This window comes from Nannocystis sp. RBIL2, assembly GCF_026626745.1.
GTDB lineage: Bacteria > Myxococcota_A > Polyangia > Nannocystales > Nannocystaceae > Nannocystis.
In genome coordinates this window covers 4,228,322-4,245,008 of record NZ_JAPNJW010000002.1, presented here as the reverse complement: position 1 = coordinate 4,245,008, position 16,687 = coordinate 4,228,322, and the positions used below count along the sequence as shown (strand labels likewise).

The 16,687-nt window shown below is 68.7% G+C and carries 15 protein-coding genes; 3 read left to right on the top strand and 12 right to left on the bottom strand.

The window, feature by feature from the left end:
* Window positions 1–46 precede the first annotated feature (46 nt).
* Both OV090_RS41805 and OV090_RS41800 read right to left on the bottom strand, forming a co-directional pair.
* Window positions 47–2,206 carry a hypothetical protein gene (locus OV090_RS41805; protein ID WP_267710475.1) on the bottom strand — a complete coding sequence of 720 codons (2,160 nt, stop codon included), beginning with the start codon at window positions 2,204–2,206 and terminating at the stop codon, window positions 47–49.
* Between the two features lie 1,078 nt (window positions 2,207–3,284).
* Window positions 3,285–4,052, bottom strand: coding sequence for a helix-turn-helix transcriptional regulator (locus tag OV090_RS41800; RefSeq protein WP_267710474.1), 768 nt, complete (start codon window positions 4,050–4,052; stop codon window positions 3,285–3,287).
* A gap of 86 nt (window positions 4,053–4,138) precedes the next feature.
* Here OV090_RS41800 and OV090_RS41795 point away from each other — a divergent pair, with 86 nt between their 5' ends.
* Entirely contained in the window at window positions 4,139–4,522 is a 384-nt protein-coding gene (locus OV090_RS41795; RefSeq protein ID WP_267710473.1) for a nuclear transport factor 2 family protein, read from the top strand.
* A 677-nt stretch (window positions 4,523–5,199) separates the two neighbouring features.
* On the opposite strand, the gene OV090_RS41790 is transcribed toward OV090_RS41795, so the two are convergent.
* The 4 genes from OV090_RS41790 to OV090_RS41775 all read right to left on the bottom strand — a co-directional run bounded on the left by OV090_RS41790 (window position 5,200) and on the right by OV090_RS41775 (window position 7,108).
* Window positions 5,200–5,514, bottom strand: a complete 315-nt coding sequence (locus tag OV090_RS41790) for a hypothetical protein (RefSeq protein WP_267710472.1) — start codon at window positions 5,512–5,514, stop codon at window positions 5,200–5,202.
* Between the two features lie 159 nt (window positions 5,515–5,673).
* Window positions 5,674–6,147, bottom strand: a complete 474-nt coding sequence (locus OV090_RS41785; RefSeq protein WP_267710471.1) for a hypothetical protein — start codon at window positions 6,145–6,147, stop codon at window positions 5,674–5,676.
* 497 nt (window positions 6,148–6,644) lie between these two features.
* Entirely contained in the window at window positions 6,645–6,905 is a 261-nt protein-coding gene (locus tag OV090_RS41780) for a hypothetical protein (protein ID WP_267710470.1), read from the bottom strand.
* On the bottom strand, window positions 6,902–7,108 hold the full coding sequence (locus tag OV090_RS41775; RefSeq protein ID WP_267710469.1) for a hypothetical protein: 207 nt from the start codon (window positions 7,106–7,108) through the stop codon (window positions 6,902–6,904). The genes OV090_RS41780 and OV090_RS41775 overlap by 4 nt, the downstream gene beginning before the upstream one ends.
* Window positions 7,109–7,548: 440 nt before the next feature.
* Between OV090_RS41775 and OV090_RS41770 the strand changes: the two genes are divergently transcribed.
* A complete protein-coding gene (locus OV090_RS41770; RefSeq protein WP_267710468.1) occupies window positions 7,549–7,962 on the top strand; it encodes a helix-turn-helix domain-containing protein in 414 nt (137 codons plus the stop codon).
* A gap of 30 nt (window positions 7,963–7,992) precedes the next feature.
* On the opposite strand, the gene OV090_RS41765 is transcribed toward OV090_RS41770, so the two are convergent.
* Window positions 7,993–8,403 carry a hypothetical protein gene (locus OV090_RS41765; RefSeq protein WP_267710467.1) on the bottom strand — a complete coding sequence of 137 codons (411 nt, stop codon included), beginning with the start codon at window positions 8,401–8,403 and terminating at the stop codon, window positions 7,993–7,995.
* An 89-nt stretch (window positions 8,404–8,492) separates the two neighbouring features.
* On the opposite strand from OV090_RS41765, the gene OV090_RS41760 reads away from it, so the two are divergent.
* Window positions 8,493–8,729, top strand: coding sequence for a tyrosine-type recombinase/integrase (locus OV090_RS41760; protein WP_267710466.1), 237 nt, complete (start codon window positions 8,493–8,495; stop codon window positions 8,727–8,729).
* 212 nt (window positions 8,730–8,941) lie between these two features.
* Here the strand turns inward: OV090_RS41760 and OV090_RS41755 are convergent, their stop codons facing one another.
* The 5 genes from OV090_RS41755 to OV090_RS41735 form a co-directional block, all read right to left on the bottom strand.
* Window positions 8,942–11,002 carry a cation:proton antiporter gene (locus OV090_RS41755; protein WP_267710465.1) on the bottom strand — a complete coding sequence of 687 codons (2,061 nt, stop codon included), beginning with the start codon at window positions 11,000–11,002 and terminating at the stop codon, window positions 8,942–8,944.
* Between the two features lie 24 nt (window positions 11,003–11,026).
* Window positions 11,027–12,115, bottom strand: a complete 1,089-nt coding sequence (locus tag OV090_RS41750) for an AI-2E family transporter (protein ID WP_267710464.1) — start codon at window positions 12,113–12,115, stop codon at window positions 11,027–11,029.
* Entirely contained in the window at window positions 12,108–13,517 is a 1,410-nt protein-coding gene (locus OV090_RS41745; protein WP_267710463.1) for a wax ester/triacylglycerol synthase family O-acyltransferase, read from the bottom strand. Before OV090_RS41745 ends, OV090_RS41750 begins: the two co-directional genes overlap by 8 nt.
* Before the next feature lie 122 nt (window positions 13,518–13,639).
* Window positions 13,640–16,222: a copper-translocating P-type ATPase gene (locus tag OV090_RS41740; protein WP_267712125.1), complete on the bottom strand. Its 2,583-nt coding sequence runs from the start codon at window positions 16,220–16,222 to the stop codon at window positions 13,640–13,642.
* Entirely contained in the window at window positions 16,161–16,469 is a 309-nt protein-coding gene (locus OV090_RS41735; RefSeq protein ID WP_267710462.1) for a hypothetical protein, read from the bottom strand. The genes OV090_RS41740 and OV090_RS41735 overlap by 62 nt, the downstream gene beginning before the upstream one ends.
* Between the last annotated feature and the right edge of the window lie 218 nt (window positions 16,470–16,687).

Sequence of the window (16,687 nt, the reverse complement as noted above, 5' to 3'; positions counted from 1 at the left end):
CCCGGCGCTCGCGGCGTCGTCGGCCGCGAGCGCCGCGCGGCGCAACTCAGTGCACGAAGGTCTGGCTCGTGCCGGTGAAGTTGCTCAGCTCGACGTCCTGCGTGACCGCGTCCTTGTCGGCCTTCGCGGTGGCGGCGAGCAGCTGCTTGACCGTGTCGAGGCCCTTCACCGGACCGACCTTGAACGGCGAATCCTTGCCGGCGACGGCGTCCACGGGGACCACGCCGTTGAACTCCACGATCAGGTCGATCAGGTGCGGGAACACGACCCTGCGGCCGCAGCTGTTGCACGCGATCTCGTAGAGCCGGTTGTGGCGGCGATCGAGGTCGGCGAACTCCATCCACGCCACGCCGGGGCCCCACTGCTGGTCGGGCACCGCCAGCACGTTGCCGGCGCCGGTGCCGGTCATGAAGTCCGAGAGGGCCGCGGGCGCGACTGTCGGGTTGACGTGGAAGAACGACGTGCTCGTGTCCGCGAAGTGACAGCCGCTGCAGGTGTTGACCGAGAACTGCTGGCGCGCGCAGACCTCCCGCGGATCGCTCGGGGCGGCGGCGTCGATCTGCCAGTGGGTCACGGGCGCCACGAACGCGTTACCGCCGCGCAGCGGCATGCCGCTGGCCTCGAGCGGCATCTCGAAGGCCGGACTGCAGTCCCCGACGACCGTGTTGCCGCTCGCGCCGGACGTGAAGAACGCGCCCATCGAGACCTCGGACAGGACCGCACCGGGCGCGCCCGACGGCGGCATCGGCGTGAACAGCGTCCAGTCGTCGATGTTGCCGTCGGCGTTCGCGTCGTAGACGCTGTCGTCGGGGGTCATAGCGACGGTGTGCGGGAGCAGCGGGCCGTCGGCCGGCGTGTCGACGCCGGTGAGCGCGTCCTCGGTGGAGAGCGTGAACTCGCGGAGCTCCCAATGGAAGTTGAGCGCGTTCTCGTTGGTCCGGATCTGGTTGATCGCGTTCTGGTTGCCCTTGGTCGGCGCGGCGCCGTTGAGCACCACGTTCTCGGTGATGCTCTCCAGGTGCGCGCGCCACGAGGACGAGAATCGCGGCAGCAAGGGGTCGCTGAGGCGGATCCACTGGTTCGCCCAGTCCTTGATCGCCGCACAGTCCTCTCGCGGTACGCCGTATTCGAAGATCACCGAGAAGGGCAGCTGGCTGCAGCCGTTCAGGTTCTGCACGCCGAACACGAAGCGCATCTCGCCCGCGGACAGCGGCATGCCGCCGCCGAAATAACCGCCGCCGCTGCTGGTCTTGCCGAGGTCGATGCGGTTGACGATCGCGGACAGGCGGAACGGCGCCTTGTCGAGGTTGAGCGGGCCGCCGAGGGTCAGGTTGCCGCCCACCAGCGAGGAGGTGACGCCGCTGGCGTTGGCCCACGGCCGGATCACCTGCTGGAACATCTGCGTCCGCGCGGGGATCGTGTCGTCGTTGACGACCTGGTTGGTCAGCCAGGTCGACAGCCACTTGACGACGAAGTCGTTGGTGCTGAGGCCCGAGCCGATCGCCATCTCCTCCATCAGGTGCTTGAATGTCCACACCCCGTTGGGGTTGTCGAGCCCGGGATCGCACACGTCATTGGTGCGGTTCTTGTCGCGGACCACCGCGAGGTCGGTGATGACGAGCGCCTCCTCCCAGCGCGCCGGCGTCGAGATCGGCATGACCGGACAGGGCCCGAGCGCGACCGGGACGCCGGTGTCGAACACGCCGATGTCGAACTTGATGCCCGTCGTGACGGCGATCGGGTTGCGGCCCTGGAAGACGATCCGGTCCTTGGTCGTCTCGCCGAACTTCTCGAAGGTCGCCTCGGCCTTCACGCGCTGCTCGAGCTCCTCGTCGGTCAGCGTGGCGAAGGCGGTGAAGAACTGCTTGCCGGGGCTGGTCTTGAGCACGCCGAGCTCGACCAGGGCGTCGCTGCGCACCAGCATCATCGGGTTCTTGGGGTCGCCGACGACGCGGATCAGGCTGTCGCTGAGCTCCTTGTTATGCGGCTCCTCCAGCTTGATGTGCACCGCGACGTTCTCACCGGCCTCGGTCGCCTTGGGCAACTTCTGGACGAACACCTCGGCCGCCTCGATCGGCTCGACGAACGGCAGCTTCTCCGCCGAGACGCTCTCGCCCGGGAACGGGAACTTCGGATCGTCATCTTTCTTGAATTCGACGCCGTCGAGGTCCGATTCGTCGACGTCGGTATCGGTACAGCCGACCAATCCGAATGCACCGATCGCACCAATCATCATCGCAGCCAACGACGCAAATTGAACTCTATTCCGAGTCATCGCTATCTCCTGGGTTCGTGGGACGACGGCGATATGCTCACGAGAACGGCTGGCGATGGAAGCCAGGGAAGGCACCGTGAACCGGCGACCGCATCCCCGCGAATGGGCGGCATCGCCCGCGCTGATTCGAGCCGATGGGGGCGCGTGGACGCCGCGTTTTACCCAGCCCGCAACTAGAACAGAGTCCAGGTCGCAACCGTGGGCCGCTCGCGGTTTCGCCAATTCGGACGTCGATCGGACCTCGCGGGAACGCCGCGGGAGATCTCCTCCTGGGAAATTCGCGGCCTTTTTCGGTCATCGTGGCCCCGCCGCGCGCCAGCGCGCGTTTTAGGCGCAAATTCGGCGCGGACAGACGTCCTTTGTGGTCTGAGCCCCGCACTTGCCGTTGGCTGACCCATGCGCGAAATCGGGCGGTCCTCTTGGAGCCCTCCGGGCCCGAGGTGTACACGGTTCGGCGTGATTTGTGCGCTTCTGGCGCCGGGCGCCCGCGATCCGAGGCCACTGGCACGCCGCATTGGCGAGATGACATTGGGCGCTCGCCGGAGCCGGTGAGCGCGCGACGAGCTCCGAATGTGCGGTGTCGAGGACGATGCTGGTGATGGTATTTCCGTATAGGCCGTCCTGCTCGGTGAAATAGGTGAGCGTTCGCCCGTCAGGCGCGCAGCGTCTTTACCCGAGGTCCCGAACCACAGGTGACCCTTTGCTGTCCTCGGACACCTCTACCGCGTACTCGGCGACCTGCGCCGCGTCCGGCTGCTCACCTCGTGCGGGGGTGCTTGCAGCTCTTCGTTCGACGGCGAATTCTTCGCGGATGGGGACGGTCGCGCGACGAACACCGACGCGAGCAGCAGCAAGTGGATGGCCGTGAGCAGGATTCGAGCCTCGCCCGCCTCGTCCGGCGGCTCGTCCATGGCCGCCGAGACGATTCGGCCAGCCTCGTGGAGGACTTCGCCGCCCGCGACCTGCCTCTCGATCGACTCGCGCTCGCGTGGCGGGCCCGGAACGACCCTCAGCCGGACCTCGTGAAGTAGGCGGCGCTCTCCTCGTCCGCCGGGTAGTACGACTCGATTGCGATCTCGTCCAGCGTGATGTCCATCGGGGTGCCGAACGTGGTGATGGTCGAGAACAGGCGCAGCTCCCGGCCGTCGACGCGGAGAATCATCGGGATCAGGACGTTGGATTCGACCGTCGGGCCCGGCGCCTCTTCGGGGTCGGACGCCAGCAGCTCCTCGTAGAGCGCGAGGAGCTCGGCGTCGGGAGCGGCGGCGAGCTGGCGCGTGATCCGGGAGCGGAACACCGCGCGCACGTCGGCCAGGTTGACGACCAGCGAGGCGAGCCCCCGTGGATCCAACCCCAGCCGCACCAGGTTGACCGGCGGCCGCAGCAGGTCGGGAGCGACGCGCGCGAAGAACGGGTCGACGGCACGGTTGGTCATCACGATGTTCCACCGGCGATCGAAGACCAGCGCGGGATACGGCTCGTGCGCGCGGAGTACCCTCCCGACCGCGTCCCTGGCCGCCGACAGCGCGTCGTCGTCGAGCGGCCGCTCGGCATACCGCGGTGCGAAGCCCGCGGCGAGCAGCAGCCGGTTGCGCTCGCGCAGCGGCACGCCGAGCTGCTTCGCCAGCCGGAGGACCATGTCGGCGCTCGGGTTGGACCTGCCGGTCTCGACCAGGCTGACATGACGGGGCGAGACGTCGGCGGCGAGCGCGAGCTCGAGCTGGCTGAGCCGCCGGCGCTGCCGCCACTGCCGCAGGAGTTCCCCGATCGTGTACACGCTGGTCGAGAGTACTCGTCCTGGAGCGGAGCGCCATGAAATCGGAGTTCATCGACAACCGTGGCGACCGCGGAAACACTGCGCCCATGACCACGGAGAACAGAAACATCGTCGAACGGGCGCTGGCGAAGGTGATCGAGACGGGCGACATCGACACGCTCGAACCGCTGCTGAGAGCGGACTTCGTCCACCACCGGCCGGACTCGACCTCACGGACCCGGGCGGAATGGCTGGCCGCTGCGCGCCCGGTGCCGATGGCCGAACTGCAGGTCGAGATCCGGCACATGCTGGCCGCGGGCGACCACGTCGTGATGTACTCGAAGCGCCGGCTTCCCGGCGCCGGTCCGGGGATCGCGGTGGTCGACATCTGGCGGTTCGAGGACGGGCTGATCGCCGAGGCGTGGGAGATCATCGAGCCAGTGGCCCAGGCACCCGCCAACTTTGGGTGGTGGAAGTCCGCCGACCGCTGAACCGGACTCCACCCGCTGCGGCGCGACTGCTGCCGTGTCAGCCCGGCGGGTCGCTCACCGCGCCGCCTTCGATCTGCGCCTGGGTGCGGAACGTGTTGAGCAAGTGCCAGCTCTTCGGTTCGACCGCGGGGATGGTGCCGTCCTCGCGGACGTTGGTGATGTGGTGTATAGCCCCAGCTAGACCGCACTACGGGTCCGAATTTGAGAGGTTGTATCGAAAACTGCCCGGATCGCGACAAAATCGAGACGCGATCCCTCAGAAACACCCCCGCTCGCCGAAAGCCGCGGATTCTCCATCAAACGGGTGTTTCGAGAGGGATCGCGGGTGTCACGCGTGGGTCCGGAGTGAACCAGGATTCCCCGAGAATGGCCACCACATGGCCACCAATCCAGGAGCCTCCTGGGGCGGCCCCGTACTCGCTCTCGAGCCCCAGCGCTCGCTCCTCGTCACGCTCGCCACGGCGTGCTGCGGGCTTGTGTTAGCCGGTAGTAGCGAGGCCGGCCGCGAGGCCGACCCCGGTCAAAGTTGCGGGGAACAGGGCCCACCAGGTCGCGGATTGCGCGAGGGCGATCTCGGCGGCCCTGCCGAAGCGCTTCGTTGAGCATTCTTTCGTGAAAGAACGAACCGTCTCCAACACGCCACGCAATCGGCGTCGAGGCGTGGCCATACGGCCGAGTCAACGCCCCGACGATCGTTCTTGCATGAGCGCCCGCTCGAGTGTGGGCAGCAGGCGCTCGCGCCGGAGCGCACCGCCGACTTCCACGATGACGCCGGTGCCGTCGACGAGGACCGCGGTCTCCATGACTTCCTTCTCGCGCGCACGTCCGACGAACGCGTGCGTCCACGGCATCGACCAGTGTTCCTTGCGAAAAGCCTGGACGTCGTCAGGGCTCTGGTGGAGCGAAACGGACACGAACTCGATCTTCGGCCGCTCGACCGGACCGAGCCGACGTAGGCCGTCCTTCTTCTTGCCGGGCCCGGCGCCGTTCACCTTCGCGTACGCGGCGTGCAGGTCTGGCATCTCACCCACGCAGGGACAGCCGCCGAGCTCGCCCCGTCCCGCCCCCTGCTCCGCTGCCCGAGCAGGACCCGGGGCTCCCGCTCTACCACGACGCCCACCTGTGGTGACCCACCCGCGCCGGGTGCGGTGTCACTGGCACCAGTCGTTCACGGCGCCGCCCGGCTTCGGGGCGCAATCTTGCTTGTGCATGTGGACAATTACGCCCTTCTCGATGATCCCGAGGCGGCGCTCCTGGCTGCCGTCCTTGGCGAACAGCTTCGTGATCCCCGGGTCCTGCCCGGCCACGAGCATCTCGAAGTTCGCCTTCTCGGTGGCCGCGGGGAGCGGCAGCTCCTTCCAGCCGGCCGCGGCCATGTGCGCCACCAGCTTCGCCGCGACCTCCTCCGCGGTGCCCTCGCGGTACGCGACGTACGCGGACGAGCTGTCCCTGGGGTCCTCCGAGGCGCACGCGATGCCGCCTGCGGGAAAACCGACGCCCTCGAAGCCGAGGCCCGGGTCCTTGACCTCCTTCAATCCAGCGAAACAGAAAGAAGGAGGAGGTTCGGACTTACAGCCGAGAGTCACGAGCAGGAGCGAGGCGAGGGAAGCGGCGGCGATTCGCATATCGCCGACCCTAACAGAACTCGCGCCCACCGCCGCGTGAGCCGAACGCCGCGGTCCGGGGGCGGCCAGCAGCGCGGCCCACCGCGCGCGCGCCTCGGCGACGCGACCGACCTGCCGCAGCGCGTGGGCCCGCGTGAGTGGGCCCACGCGGTCGAACTCCGCCAGCGCGGCGACCGGGTCATCGCGGACCAGTGCGCCAGGCCGCACATGAACACGCGCGCGACCTCGACGCCGCCGCGGCTGGTGCCGATCGTGTGCGCCCCGAGCCAGACCATCGGCGCCGCTGCCGGAGCGGGCGGTCGAAGGCGATGTCGACGTGCCGGTGCCGACACGCCGCAAGCGGCGGAGAGCCGAGCGCGAGTGCATCAAACCCACGCCGCATGTCCTGCGGCTCGATGCATACGAAGATCCGCACCGACGCCGGGATCATCGGCGCGCCTCCAGCACGTCGAGCACGCGGCCGAGCATGTCGGCCTCGACGCGCCCGCGGATCCGAATCACGACACGGCCACCTCGAGCTCGAGCACGCCGGCCTCGTCGGCCACCGAGGCGGCGACCTCCTGCGTCACCTCGACGAAACCGACGTCCCTCACGCACTGGTCGCGTGCATCGGCCTGCGCCGCGTGCAGCCGCCATTTCCACCAGCCCAGGGTGTGCGGATTGACCCGGATGCGCGCCGCGTACTCCTTGCAGGTTTCACCGCTGGCGCTCCAGCCGTCGACCCGCCTGCGCCACGTCGCCTCCGTCGCCCTGCTCATGGCTTGACCTTCTCCCGTCCGCGACCAGCCCGTTCTTTCGGCCGCATCGGCCGGAAGTCCAGCCGCAGCGCCCCACCGAACGAGCTCGCCTGCCAATACATGTTGCTCGGGATCAGCAGCGCGAACGTCCCTCGCGCCGGCGGCTCAGGTTGCAGCACGACCGCGCCGCGGTCTTCACGATCTTCATCGGTCTCTTTCGACATTCAGCCTCCGGTTCCCTTGTAGGTCCCCGGCCCCCTGGCGTCACGACGCAGATCGCCGGACGGATACCGAGGAACTGGTGCTCGGGTCGGAAATACCCGGGTTCGGTGGCGCCGTTGTGAAGGGCGTCGTGTCGGTCTGCGACGGCTGGCAGCCGAACGCTAGACCGAGGGCGAGGAGAGGCCGGGACCATGGCCGCATGCCCCAAAGGTTGCCCACCGCGCGGAGAGCGTCCACGAGCGGACGACCCGTGTTTCCAACCACCAACACAATGGTCACCCCGGCTTGCGACCCCAGCGCTTGTTGATCATCCGGCTTCGCCGCGAACGTCGCGGCGCTGGCCACAAACCTACTGGTGGGCGGCCCTCGCGTGGCGCCGGCGCTCGACGCGGTGGTTTGCCGACGCTTGTGACTGCGACCGGGGCGTGATAGGCGTTGGGCGATGAAGGTCGACGAGATCGTGAAGGAGTACGAGCGTCGCTGTCGCGAGTCGATCCTCGCGCTGCTGCGGGAGCAGGGTGACATGACCCTCGGAGACCTGCGCGAACTGCTCACCCGGGCTCCGAAACTGCGTGCCCTCCGAGTCGACGACATCGCCAACGCGACGAGACCGGCGAAGTCACCGCGCGCGACCCCTTCCGTCGCCGTGCGCGTCGCTGGGTACCTGCTGGACTTGGCTGCGAGGAGAGGCCGGAACCAGGGCGGCCGAACGGTCGCTAGGATGCCAAGCCATGTGACGATCGCGAAAGAGCTCGAGGCGACGCCTGAGGCTGTCAGCCTCGCCCTTGCTGTACTTCAGAAGCGCTGCTGGCCGAGCGCACCTTGCCACGGCGGCGGGTCGGCGTGTAGCTGCTAGACGCAGTTACTACGTAGCCGGCTGAGGCCGTCACGGCTTCGTCGGCTTTGCGGCCCGCGTGGTCCCTAGTTCGACCCCGGCGGAGTCGACGCGGACGTTGGCGAGCCGGCTGACGAAGCGCTGCAGGACATCGGACGCGTGGCTGGGCGCCTCGCTCGCCGTCTCGGTGAACAGATTCTTTGTCAAGCTCTCGACGACGGCCGGGGGCATGGCCTCGCGGCCTTCCTTGGACCATTCGAGCAGAAGTTCGACCAGCCAGGCGGCTCGGGTGGCGTCGGCGTTGAACTTGCGGTTGGCGAACTCGGCGCGCGCGTGCTCGCGGAACCAATCATCGCTCCACTTGATCCAGTGGACCAGTGGAGAGGCGAAGCCGATCAGACCGGTGGAGAAAGGGAGGGCGTATTGCCAGTGGAAGGAATTGTCGCTGGCGCTGACGATCATGTAGAGGAAAGTGATAGCGAGGCCGAAGGCGAGCAGGCCGAGAAGGCAAAGAGTGTGGACCAGCCAGCGCTTGGCGCGCCGGGGTCCCTGTGTGGTCGCCCCACAAGTTCAAGCACACGGGCGTGTCTGTCATGGGCGAGCACAATGCCCCCTTGACCCTCATCCAGGGACAAGCTCGCCACGCGCATGTGTCGACCACCGCGCGATACATCCACGTGGACGAGGACACCCATGCCGAGAAGGCGGCCGCCTTCTACGCTGCCATGGCCACCAAACGGCCACCGGCGGCCACCACTGAGCAGAAGCCCGGCTTCGGGCCCAACTGACGCGGAATCTCGATTCCGCGACGAAATCGGGACGAATTTTCGAGACAACCGGGAGATCGCGCGGTCGCGCATTTGGGGCCCTGAGCCTGTCCAGACACTCCTGCAGCGCCGGCCGCCAGGCCGCCAGCCAGCTGGCCGCCGCGACAAGGAACCCCACCTGTCGCACTTGAGGTTGGATGAATGGCGACGGCTCGACGATGAACAGGCGTGCCTCAAGGCTCCGGGTCGGCGTGGAGGATGGTTCGCGCCGCCGCGAGCGCTGCTTCGGGGCCGAGGACGACGAGGACGTCGCCGGGCTCGAGCTGTTGTTGCGGCGGCGGTAGGAGAGCACCGGCCCCTTCGCGCTCGATTGCGACGATTCTGGCGCCGCTGCGCGACGTGATGTCGAATGGGTTGAGCCCATTGCGAGCGACGATGCTGCCCGCCTCGAGGCGGATCCGTCCCAAGCAGGGCAGATCGCGCGCCGGTTGCGGTGGCTCGGCGACCTCGACGGGCTCGCGTCCCTGACGCGCCAGCATGCGGACGATGAGCTCGGCGCCGGCATGGGTATGTTCCTCGAGCGTGGTGATGCCCTGCCACACCTTGTGAGCGAGGACGGCGACGACCAGCACCAGGACGAGCACGCCCGAACGGAAGGGGACGAACGGCTGGGAGACGATCACCAGCGGTATGCCGACGGTGAAGAGCACGGCCAGCTCGATCATGACGGTCAGCGCGGACCACGGCGCTTGCCGGTCCTCCGGGGCGCCGAGCTCGTGATGGCGCACGGTATCATCCGTGAGGGTGCGGGCGAGTGCGGCGCTGCGTCGGAGAACACCGACGAAGAACAGGCAGGCGAACAGCAGCGTCGCTGCGATCCACACGACTCGCACGAGCGTCGCCGGAAGCGCGAGGCGGCGGGACACGAGGGCCTCGAGCGCATCTCGGACCCCGCTCGATGCCGCGAGCACGGTGACCAACAACACCGCGTCGACCACCAGAAACAGCGCGTCCCGTGCGAGGCGGCCCCTCGCCGTGAACACCGGCGGGGCGGACCACAGGCGCTGGGTCCACGCCACGTAGATCGCTATCAGGAGGCGCAGCCTGACGGGCAGGCGCGCCTCGAGCCCCGCGGCGGCGTCCTGGGAGCGCCGCACCATCCACGGGGTGATCACGGACGTGAGCAGGGAGACGCCGACGACGACCGGAAAGATGAACTCGCGGGTGACTCCGGAGGCGATGCCCAGCCCGGCGATGATGAACGAAAATTCGCCGATCTGCGCGAGGCTCATCGCCGCGCGCACGGAAGTTTGCACTCCATTACCGAACAGGACCGCGCCGAGCGAGACGCTGGCGACCTTCCCGACGAGCACGAGGGCGGTGAGCGCGAGCACTGGGAGCCAGTGCGCGACGATTCGCGACGGGTCGATCGACATGCCGACCGCGATGAAGAACAGCGCGCCGAAGATGTCCCGCAGCGGCCGAACCACGTGCTCGACGCGGGCGCCCTCCCCCGATTCGGCGACGAGGAGTCCGGCCATGAACCCGCCGAGCGCGACTGAATAGCCCGCGGCCGACGTCAGCGCAGTCGTAATGAAGCAGATGGCGATCCCGGCGATCAGCGTCGACTCGGCCCGATATTGTCCGATGACGCGGCGGAGGAAGCGCGGGACGACGAGCAGGCCCGCCGTGAGCATCAAGACGAGGAAACCGAGCAGCTTGCCGAGGGTCAGCGCGAACTGAGTCGCGGCCAGGCCGGTGCCCGCGGCGAGCGCCGTCAGCACCGAGAGCAACAGGATCGCGATGAGATCCTCGAACACGAGGATGGCGACCGTGACCGTCGTGAACTCCCCGCCGAGGCGCTGATCCTCGAACGCCTTGGCGACGAACATCGTCGAGGATATGGCGACGCACCCGCCGATGAACAGGCTCTCGACCCTGGTCCAAGCGAACGCTCGCCCGACCAGGTAGCCGCCCGAGACCATCAGCCCGACGACGAACAGCGCCGTCATCCCCGTCGACGGGCCGATGCGGGCGAGCTTTCGCAGGTTGAATTCGATGCCGATGCCGAACATCAGGAGGATGACGCCGAATTCGGACATGGCGTGCGTGAGGGCGTCGCCGCCGGGGCCAGCGATCATCTTCCAAGGCATGTGCGGCCCCAGCAGGACACCTGCCAGCAGATGACCGAATATGGGCGGTTGCCCGAACCGTTGCGAGGCCAGGCTCGTGACCGCCGCGGTGCCCAGGACGACGCCCAGCACCTGGAGAGTATATGCGAGGCTCGACGCCATGGTCTTGTGATGCCACCACGGATATCATTGCAGCGGAGCCGGCTCCGGCGGGGGAGCGGCCGCGGCGTCTCCGGGGTGGCGAAAGGCCTCGAACAGCGAGAGGGCGATCGCCAGCACCACCGGCCCGAGCACCAGGCCGATCAGCCCGAACACTTGCAATCCGCCGAGCACCGCGAAGAAGATGAAGAGCTCGTGCAGCTTGGCCCGCTTGCCGACGAGCCGGGGCCGCAGGAAGTTGTCGACCAGGCTGATGACCAGGACCCCCCAAAGCGCGAGCAGGATGCCCTTTATCCACGCGCCGGACACGACGAGGTAGATCGCCGCCGGGATCCAGACCACGAACGCGCCGGCGAGCGGGATGAGCGACAGGAAGACCATCGCCACCCCCCAGACGATGGCCGAGGGCACGCCGAGCACGGCGAACGCCAGGCCGCCGAGCACGCCCTGAAGCGTCGCTATGACGAGCACGCCGTGGACGCTGGCGCCGACGACCTCGCCGATTCGGCGCAGGATCTCGCGGGTCTGTCGGTCGTGCAGGGGGATCGCGCTCGCCATCGCGTCGCGCACCATCCTCCCGTCGCGGAACAGATAGTACGTGACGAATACGACGAACAACGCCCGAATGAACAGGCCGAGCACGTTGCCGAGCACGCCGATCGTCCGGTTGGCGAGCTGCATGCCGAGCGCCCGCAATTGTTCGCTGATCTGGTGCCGGATCTGCACGAGGTCGACGTGGCGACCCAACCACCGCATCGCCGGTCCGGTGAGCTCGGAGTCGGGGTCGAGGAGCTGCCCGAACACTGTCTGCAGCATCCCGACTGCCGGCGCGATCTCGCGGGCGATCGCCCACGTCACGAGACTCATCGGCGCTCCGATCACGACGATCACGAACAGGGTCGACAACCCGGCGCTCAGGTCGGGCCGCCTCACGCGCGCGAGGATGCGCCGGTGGACGGGCTCGAAGGTCAAGGTCAACACCCCTGCCCACAGGAGCACGTCGACGAAAGGCTCGAGCATCAACCAGCAGAGGTAGAACGCGCCCACCACCGTTGCGAGCAGGATGAGCCTGCGAGCCTGTTCGCGCCGAACGGCGTCTGTCTCGTCGTCATTCATGGGACTGAATGTGACGGCCGCCAGCCGGCCCGGCGCGCTGGACCGCGACGACGAGCTCGGCGAGCGCGTGCTCGCATTCTGCGAGCAGGAGGCGGGGATCGGGGATGGTGTCGGGGCAACCGACCGCGGCGAGATGCACCGTGTCGCGGTAGCTCCAGACCGTCAGATTGAGTCCGATCTGTTCGAGCAGCGGCCCGCCGAGGTAGACGCTGTCGAGCGCGGAGCCGACGAGGTATTGTGTCTCCCTCGCCCCGCGCACGTTCGAGATCACGAGGTTCACCGGCGGTCGCGGCAGGCGGGGCAGCACCTGGTTCATGAATAGCTGTATCAGCCAGGGGCGCGCGTACTCGCTCCATTGCTCGAGCAAGCCGCCGACCTCGTGATCGTGGGCGTCCTTGGCTGCCTCCGTGAGCGCGTGGATCTCTCGCAAGCGCACGAGCGGATCGGCGACATCCGTGGGCAGCGAGACGAGGAGGCTCGACACCTTGTTTCCGCTGAGGCGCACGTCCTCGAGCCCGCCCGTGGCGACCGGGACGCTCGCCAGCAGCGGTCGTCGATGGACCTCGCCGTGGTGATCCATGAAGCGCCGAAGCGCGCCGGCGGCGACGCCGAGGACGACGTCGTTGAGCGTGCAACCAGTCAGGGTCTTGATGGCCAGCATGTCCGCGAGCGGCAGGTCGACGGTGGCGAAGCTGCGTCGCGGCGTGAGCGGGGCGTTGAACGCGGTCCGGGGCCCGGCAAAGGGGAGCGAGAGCTTGTGGCCGCGCGTGCGCTGCAGCAGCTGCACGCCGGCGCGCGCTGTCCTTCCGAGGAGGCGTGGCAGCCGGGACAGGCTCCGCAGGCGATCGCGGAGCGCGTCGAGGACGAGCTGTCGCGCGCCGGGCAGCGGCTCCGCGGTCCACGTGCTCGTCGGGGGCGCCACGTCGTGGTCGTCCCGATCGCTGGACATCACCCGCTCCAGCACTGTGGTCATCGCCGCGCCGTCGATGACCGCGTGGTGCACCTTGCAGATGAGCGCCACCCGGTCCCCTTCGAGGCCTTCGACGAAGGTGATCTCCCACAGCGGGCGGGCGCGGCTCATGTGAGTCGAGAGGATCTCGCCGACCAGGGACTCGAGGGCGCGTCTGTCGCCGGGGGGCGCCAGCTTCGTCCGTCGCAGGTGTTGAGAGAGGTCGAGCGTGGGATCCTCGATCCACACCGGATGGTAGAGGTCGCCCGGGACCTCCACGATCCTGCGCCGGAGCAGGGGGACCAGGTGGAGGCGGCGCTCGAACAGCCGCCTGATCCGGGCGAACGAGTAGCCGCCCGGTACCTGCGACACGTCCAAAAGCATGAGGTTGACCGTGTGCATCGACACCGACGGCGACTCCATATAAAGGAAGCTCGCGTCGAGTCCGGTCATTCGCTGCATCGGACGCGTCCGCGGCGAAGTGTGGCCGCGAATCCTGCGCGCGCCAGCGGGCGGCCGAGCCTGTGTCGCGCGCTCGCTCGCGGTCAGGCGGCGGCGCATGGCGGGCCTCCTTTTCACAGCCTCAGCCGACGCAGCCGGAGCGCGTTGGCGATCACCGAGACCGAGCCCAGCAACATGACCGCGAGCACGACGCCGGGGTCGAGCGAGCGTCCGAACGCCGGGTGAAGAATGCCTGCGGCGATCGGGATGGCCGCGGCGTTGTAGATCGACGCGAGGATCAAGTTCTGTTTGACGTTGCCGATCGCCGCCCGACTGAGCCGACGCGCACGCACGACGCCGCGCAGGTCGCCCTTGACCAGCGTGATGTCCGCGCTGTCCCTCGCCAGGTCCGCCCCTGTACCCATTGCGAGGCCGACCTGCGCGCGTGCCAGCGCAGGCGCGTCGTCGATGCCGTCGCCGGCCACGGCGACGAGCCGACCTTGCGCCTGCAGTCGGGCGACCGCGCCTGCCTTCTGATCCGGTCCCACTCCGGCCATGACTTCGTCGATGCCGAGCTTGCGCGCCAGCACGTCGGCGGTCGTCCAATCGTCGCCGGTGATCATCACCACGCGGAGGCCCTCGGCGCGCAGCGCCGCCATCGCCTCCGCCGTGCTCGCCTTGATCGGATCGCTGACATCGACGAGGCCGACGATCGTCCCGTCGACTGCGACGAGCATGACGGTGTGTCCCTCCGCGCGGAGCGTATGGGCGTGCTCGACGTTCGATCCAGGCGCGACGCCGAGGCGGCGCATCAGCGTCAGGTTGCCGACCGCGACGCGACGTCCGTCGACGACGCCTGTGACGCCCTCGCCCGGTATCGCCGTGAGCTGCTCCGCCGCGGCGAGCTCGAGCCGGCGGGATGCTGCCCCCTCGACGATCGCCGCCGCTCCCGGGTGCTCGCTGCCGCGCTCGAGGCTCGCAGCGAGCCGCAGGATCCCTGCCTCGTCCATCTCCGCCGTGGCGACGATCGCGGCGAGCTTCGGCCTCCCCTCGGTCAGCGTGCCCGTCTTGTCGACGACGAGGGTGTCGACGCGCCGCATCATCTCCATCGCCTCGGCGTTCTTGAACAGCACGCCGGCGGTCGCCGCCCGCCCGGCCGCGACCATGATCGACATCGGCGTCGCCAGTGCGAGCGCGCACGGACAGGCGACGATCAGCACCGAGGTCGCATGGATCAGGGCGTAGGCCATTCGTGGCTCGGGGCCCCACGCGCCCCACACGAGGAGAGTCAGGCCCGCCAGGCCCGCCAGGACCGGCACGAGGTACGCGGCGACGACGTCGGCGAGCCGCTGAATGGGCGCGCGAGTTCGCCGGCCCTCGGCGACCATGGCCACGATGCGCGCGAGCAACACGTCCGCGCCCACTCGCTCCGCGCGAACGACGAGCGCGCCGCCGCCGTTGTGAGTGGAGCCGATGACGAAGTCTCCCGCGCGCTTTTCGGCGGCAATCGGGTCACCCGTCACTATCGATTCGTCGACGAAGCTGTGCCCCTCGAGCACGATGCCGTCGACCGGGACCTTGTCGCCGGGCCTGACCCTCAGACAATCGCCGACGCGGACCACCTCGAGCGGGACCTCCTCCTCGCTGCCGTCCTGGGCGAGCCGGCGGGCCGATTGCGCCGCCGTGTCGAGCATTCTGCGGACCGCCGCCCCGGGCCGGTGGCGGGCGAGCAGCTCCAACACCCGTCCCAGGAGCCCGAGGGTGACGAAGACAGACGCGGCCGCGAAGTGCACCGCGACCTGCCCGTCCTGGGACCGGAACGCCGATGGAAAGACCTGCGGCACGAACGCTGCGACCAGGCTGTAGCCGTAGGCCACGACCGCGCCGAGCCCCGCCAGCGTGAAGACATCGAGGCGGCGGCTGCGCCACGACAGCGACGTCCGGGCATAAAAGGGCCACGCCGCCCACGTGCACACCGGCGACGCCAGCACCACCTGGACGAGCACCGGCGTGCCGGGCCACGCGAGCGCTCCGTGCGTCGACGAGAGGTCAAGGGCGGCGAGGAGGAGCAGCGGGGTCGTCAGCAGCGCGGCGACCCATAATCTTCGCTTTATCGCCCGCAGATCGCCACTCTCTTCGATCCCCGTACGAGGGACTCCATGCGGCTCGAGCGCCGTGCCGCAGAGGGGACAGATGCCGGGCTCGCTTCGGAGCATGTGCGGATGCACCGGACACACCCATTCGAGGCGACGCAGAGCCGCCGAGGCCCCGACTGGCTCGAGAGGCATGCCGCACTTGGGGCACGTCCCCAGGCCCGGCTGGCGCACCTCCGGATGGTTGGTGCAGGTATACGCTCCCTGGTCGGGGTCCCGACCCGCAAGGGGCGCTCTGGGCGCCGGATGTCCCGGCTCGCGTGCCATGAGGTTCTTGTGGGCGGCAAGGCAGCCGACCGCAAGCTCGGCGGTAGCATCGCGTCGAGCGGCCGCTGCAGCCTTACTTCGCGGGACACGTCCGCGGGTACGGGGGCGCCAGCGGCGACGCCCTCGGCCAGCCTCGCGACCGCAGAGCAGATACATGCCCCATGGGTCATGTATCAACAATCCGTCAGGGGTTTGGCGCGCCGCGAGCGATACCTGCCCATGAATTGTCGCAGCCTCAGCCGCTCTCCTGATCGATGATGACCACGTCGTCGCGCAGAAGCTCCTCGCCGAGGACATCACGCGCCGTCCAGCGGAGCGCGCGCAGCAGCTCTTGCACGAGACGGCGCGCCGTGACCACGAGTTGATCGGTGTCCGCGCCGTCGGTCGCCGCGCGTTCCGCGTCGGCCGCGGCACCATGGCGGTGCGCGTGCGAACCGTCCAGCTGTTGCGCGCGAGCGGGGTCCCAGGCGTCGGCTACTTCGATCAGCGGCCGCAGTGCGTCGACTTCGGTGCCGAGGTTGGAGCGGATCGCCGCGACCAGCACGCCGATCTCCTCTGCGAGTTACCGGCGTGCGGCGCGGTCGCCCGTGTCTTCGGTGGCCCGCCGGCCGAGGCGGAGCACCTCGCGGCAGTGTCGCCTGAGGAGCTCGTGGCCGGCGAGCGCGTCGTTTCGGGTGTCATTCGGCGTGTGTGGTTCCATGGCCTTCAAAGCATGCGGACGCGCCTACTCCGCGGCACGTCGTGGATGTGTCATCGTCAGTG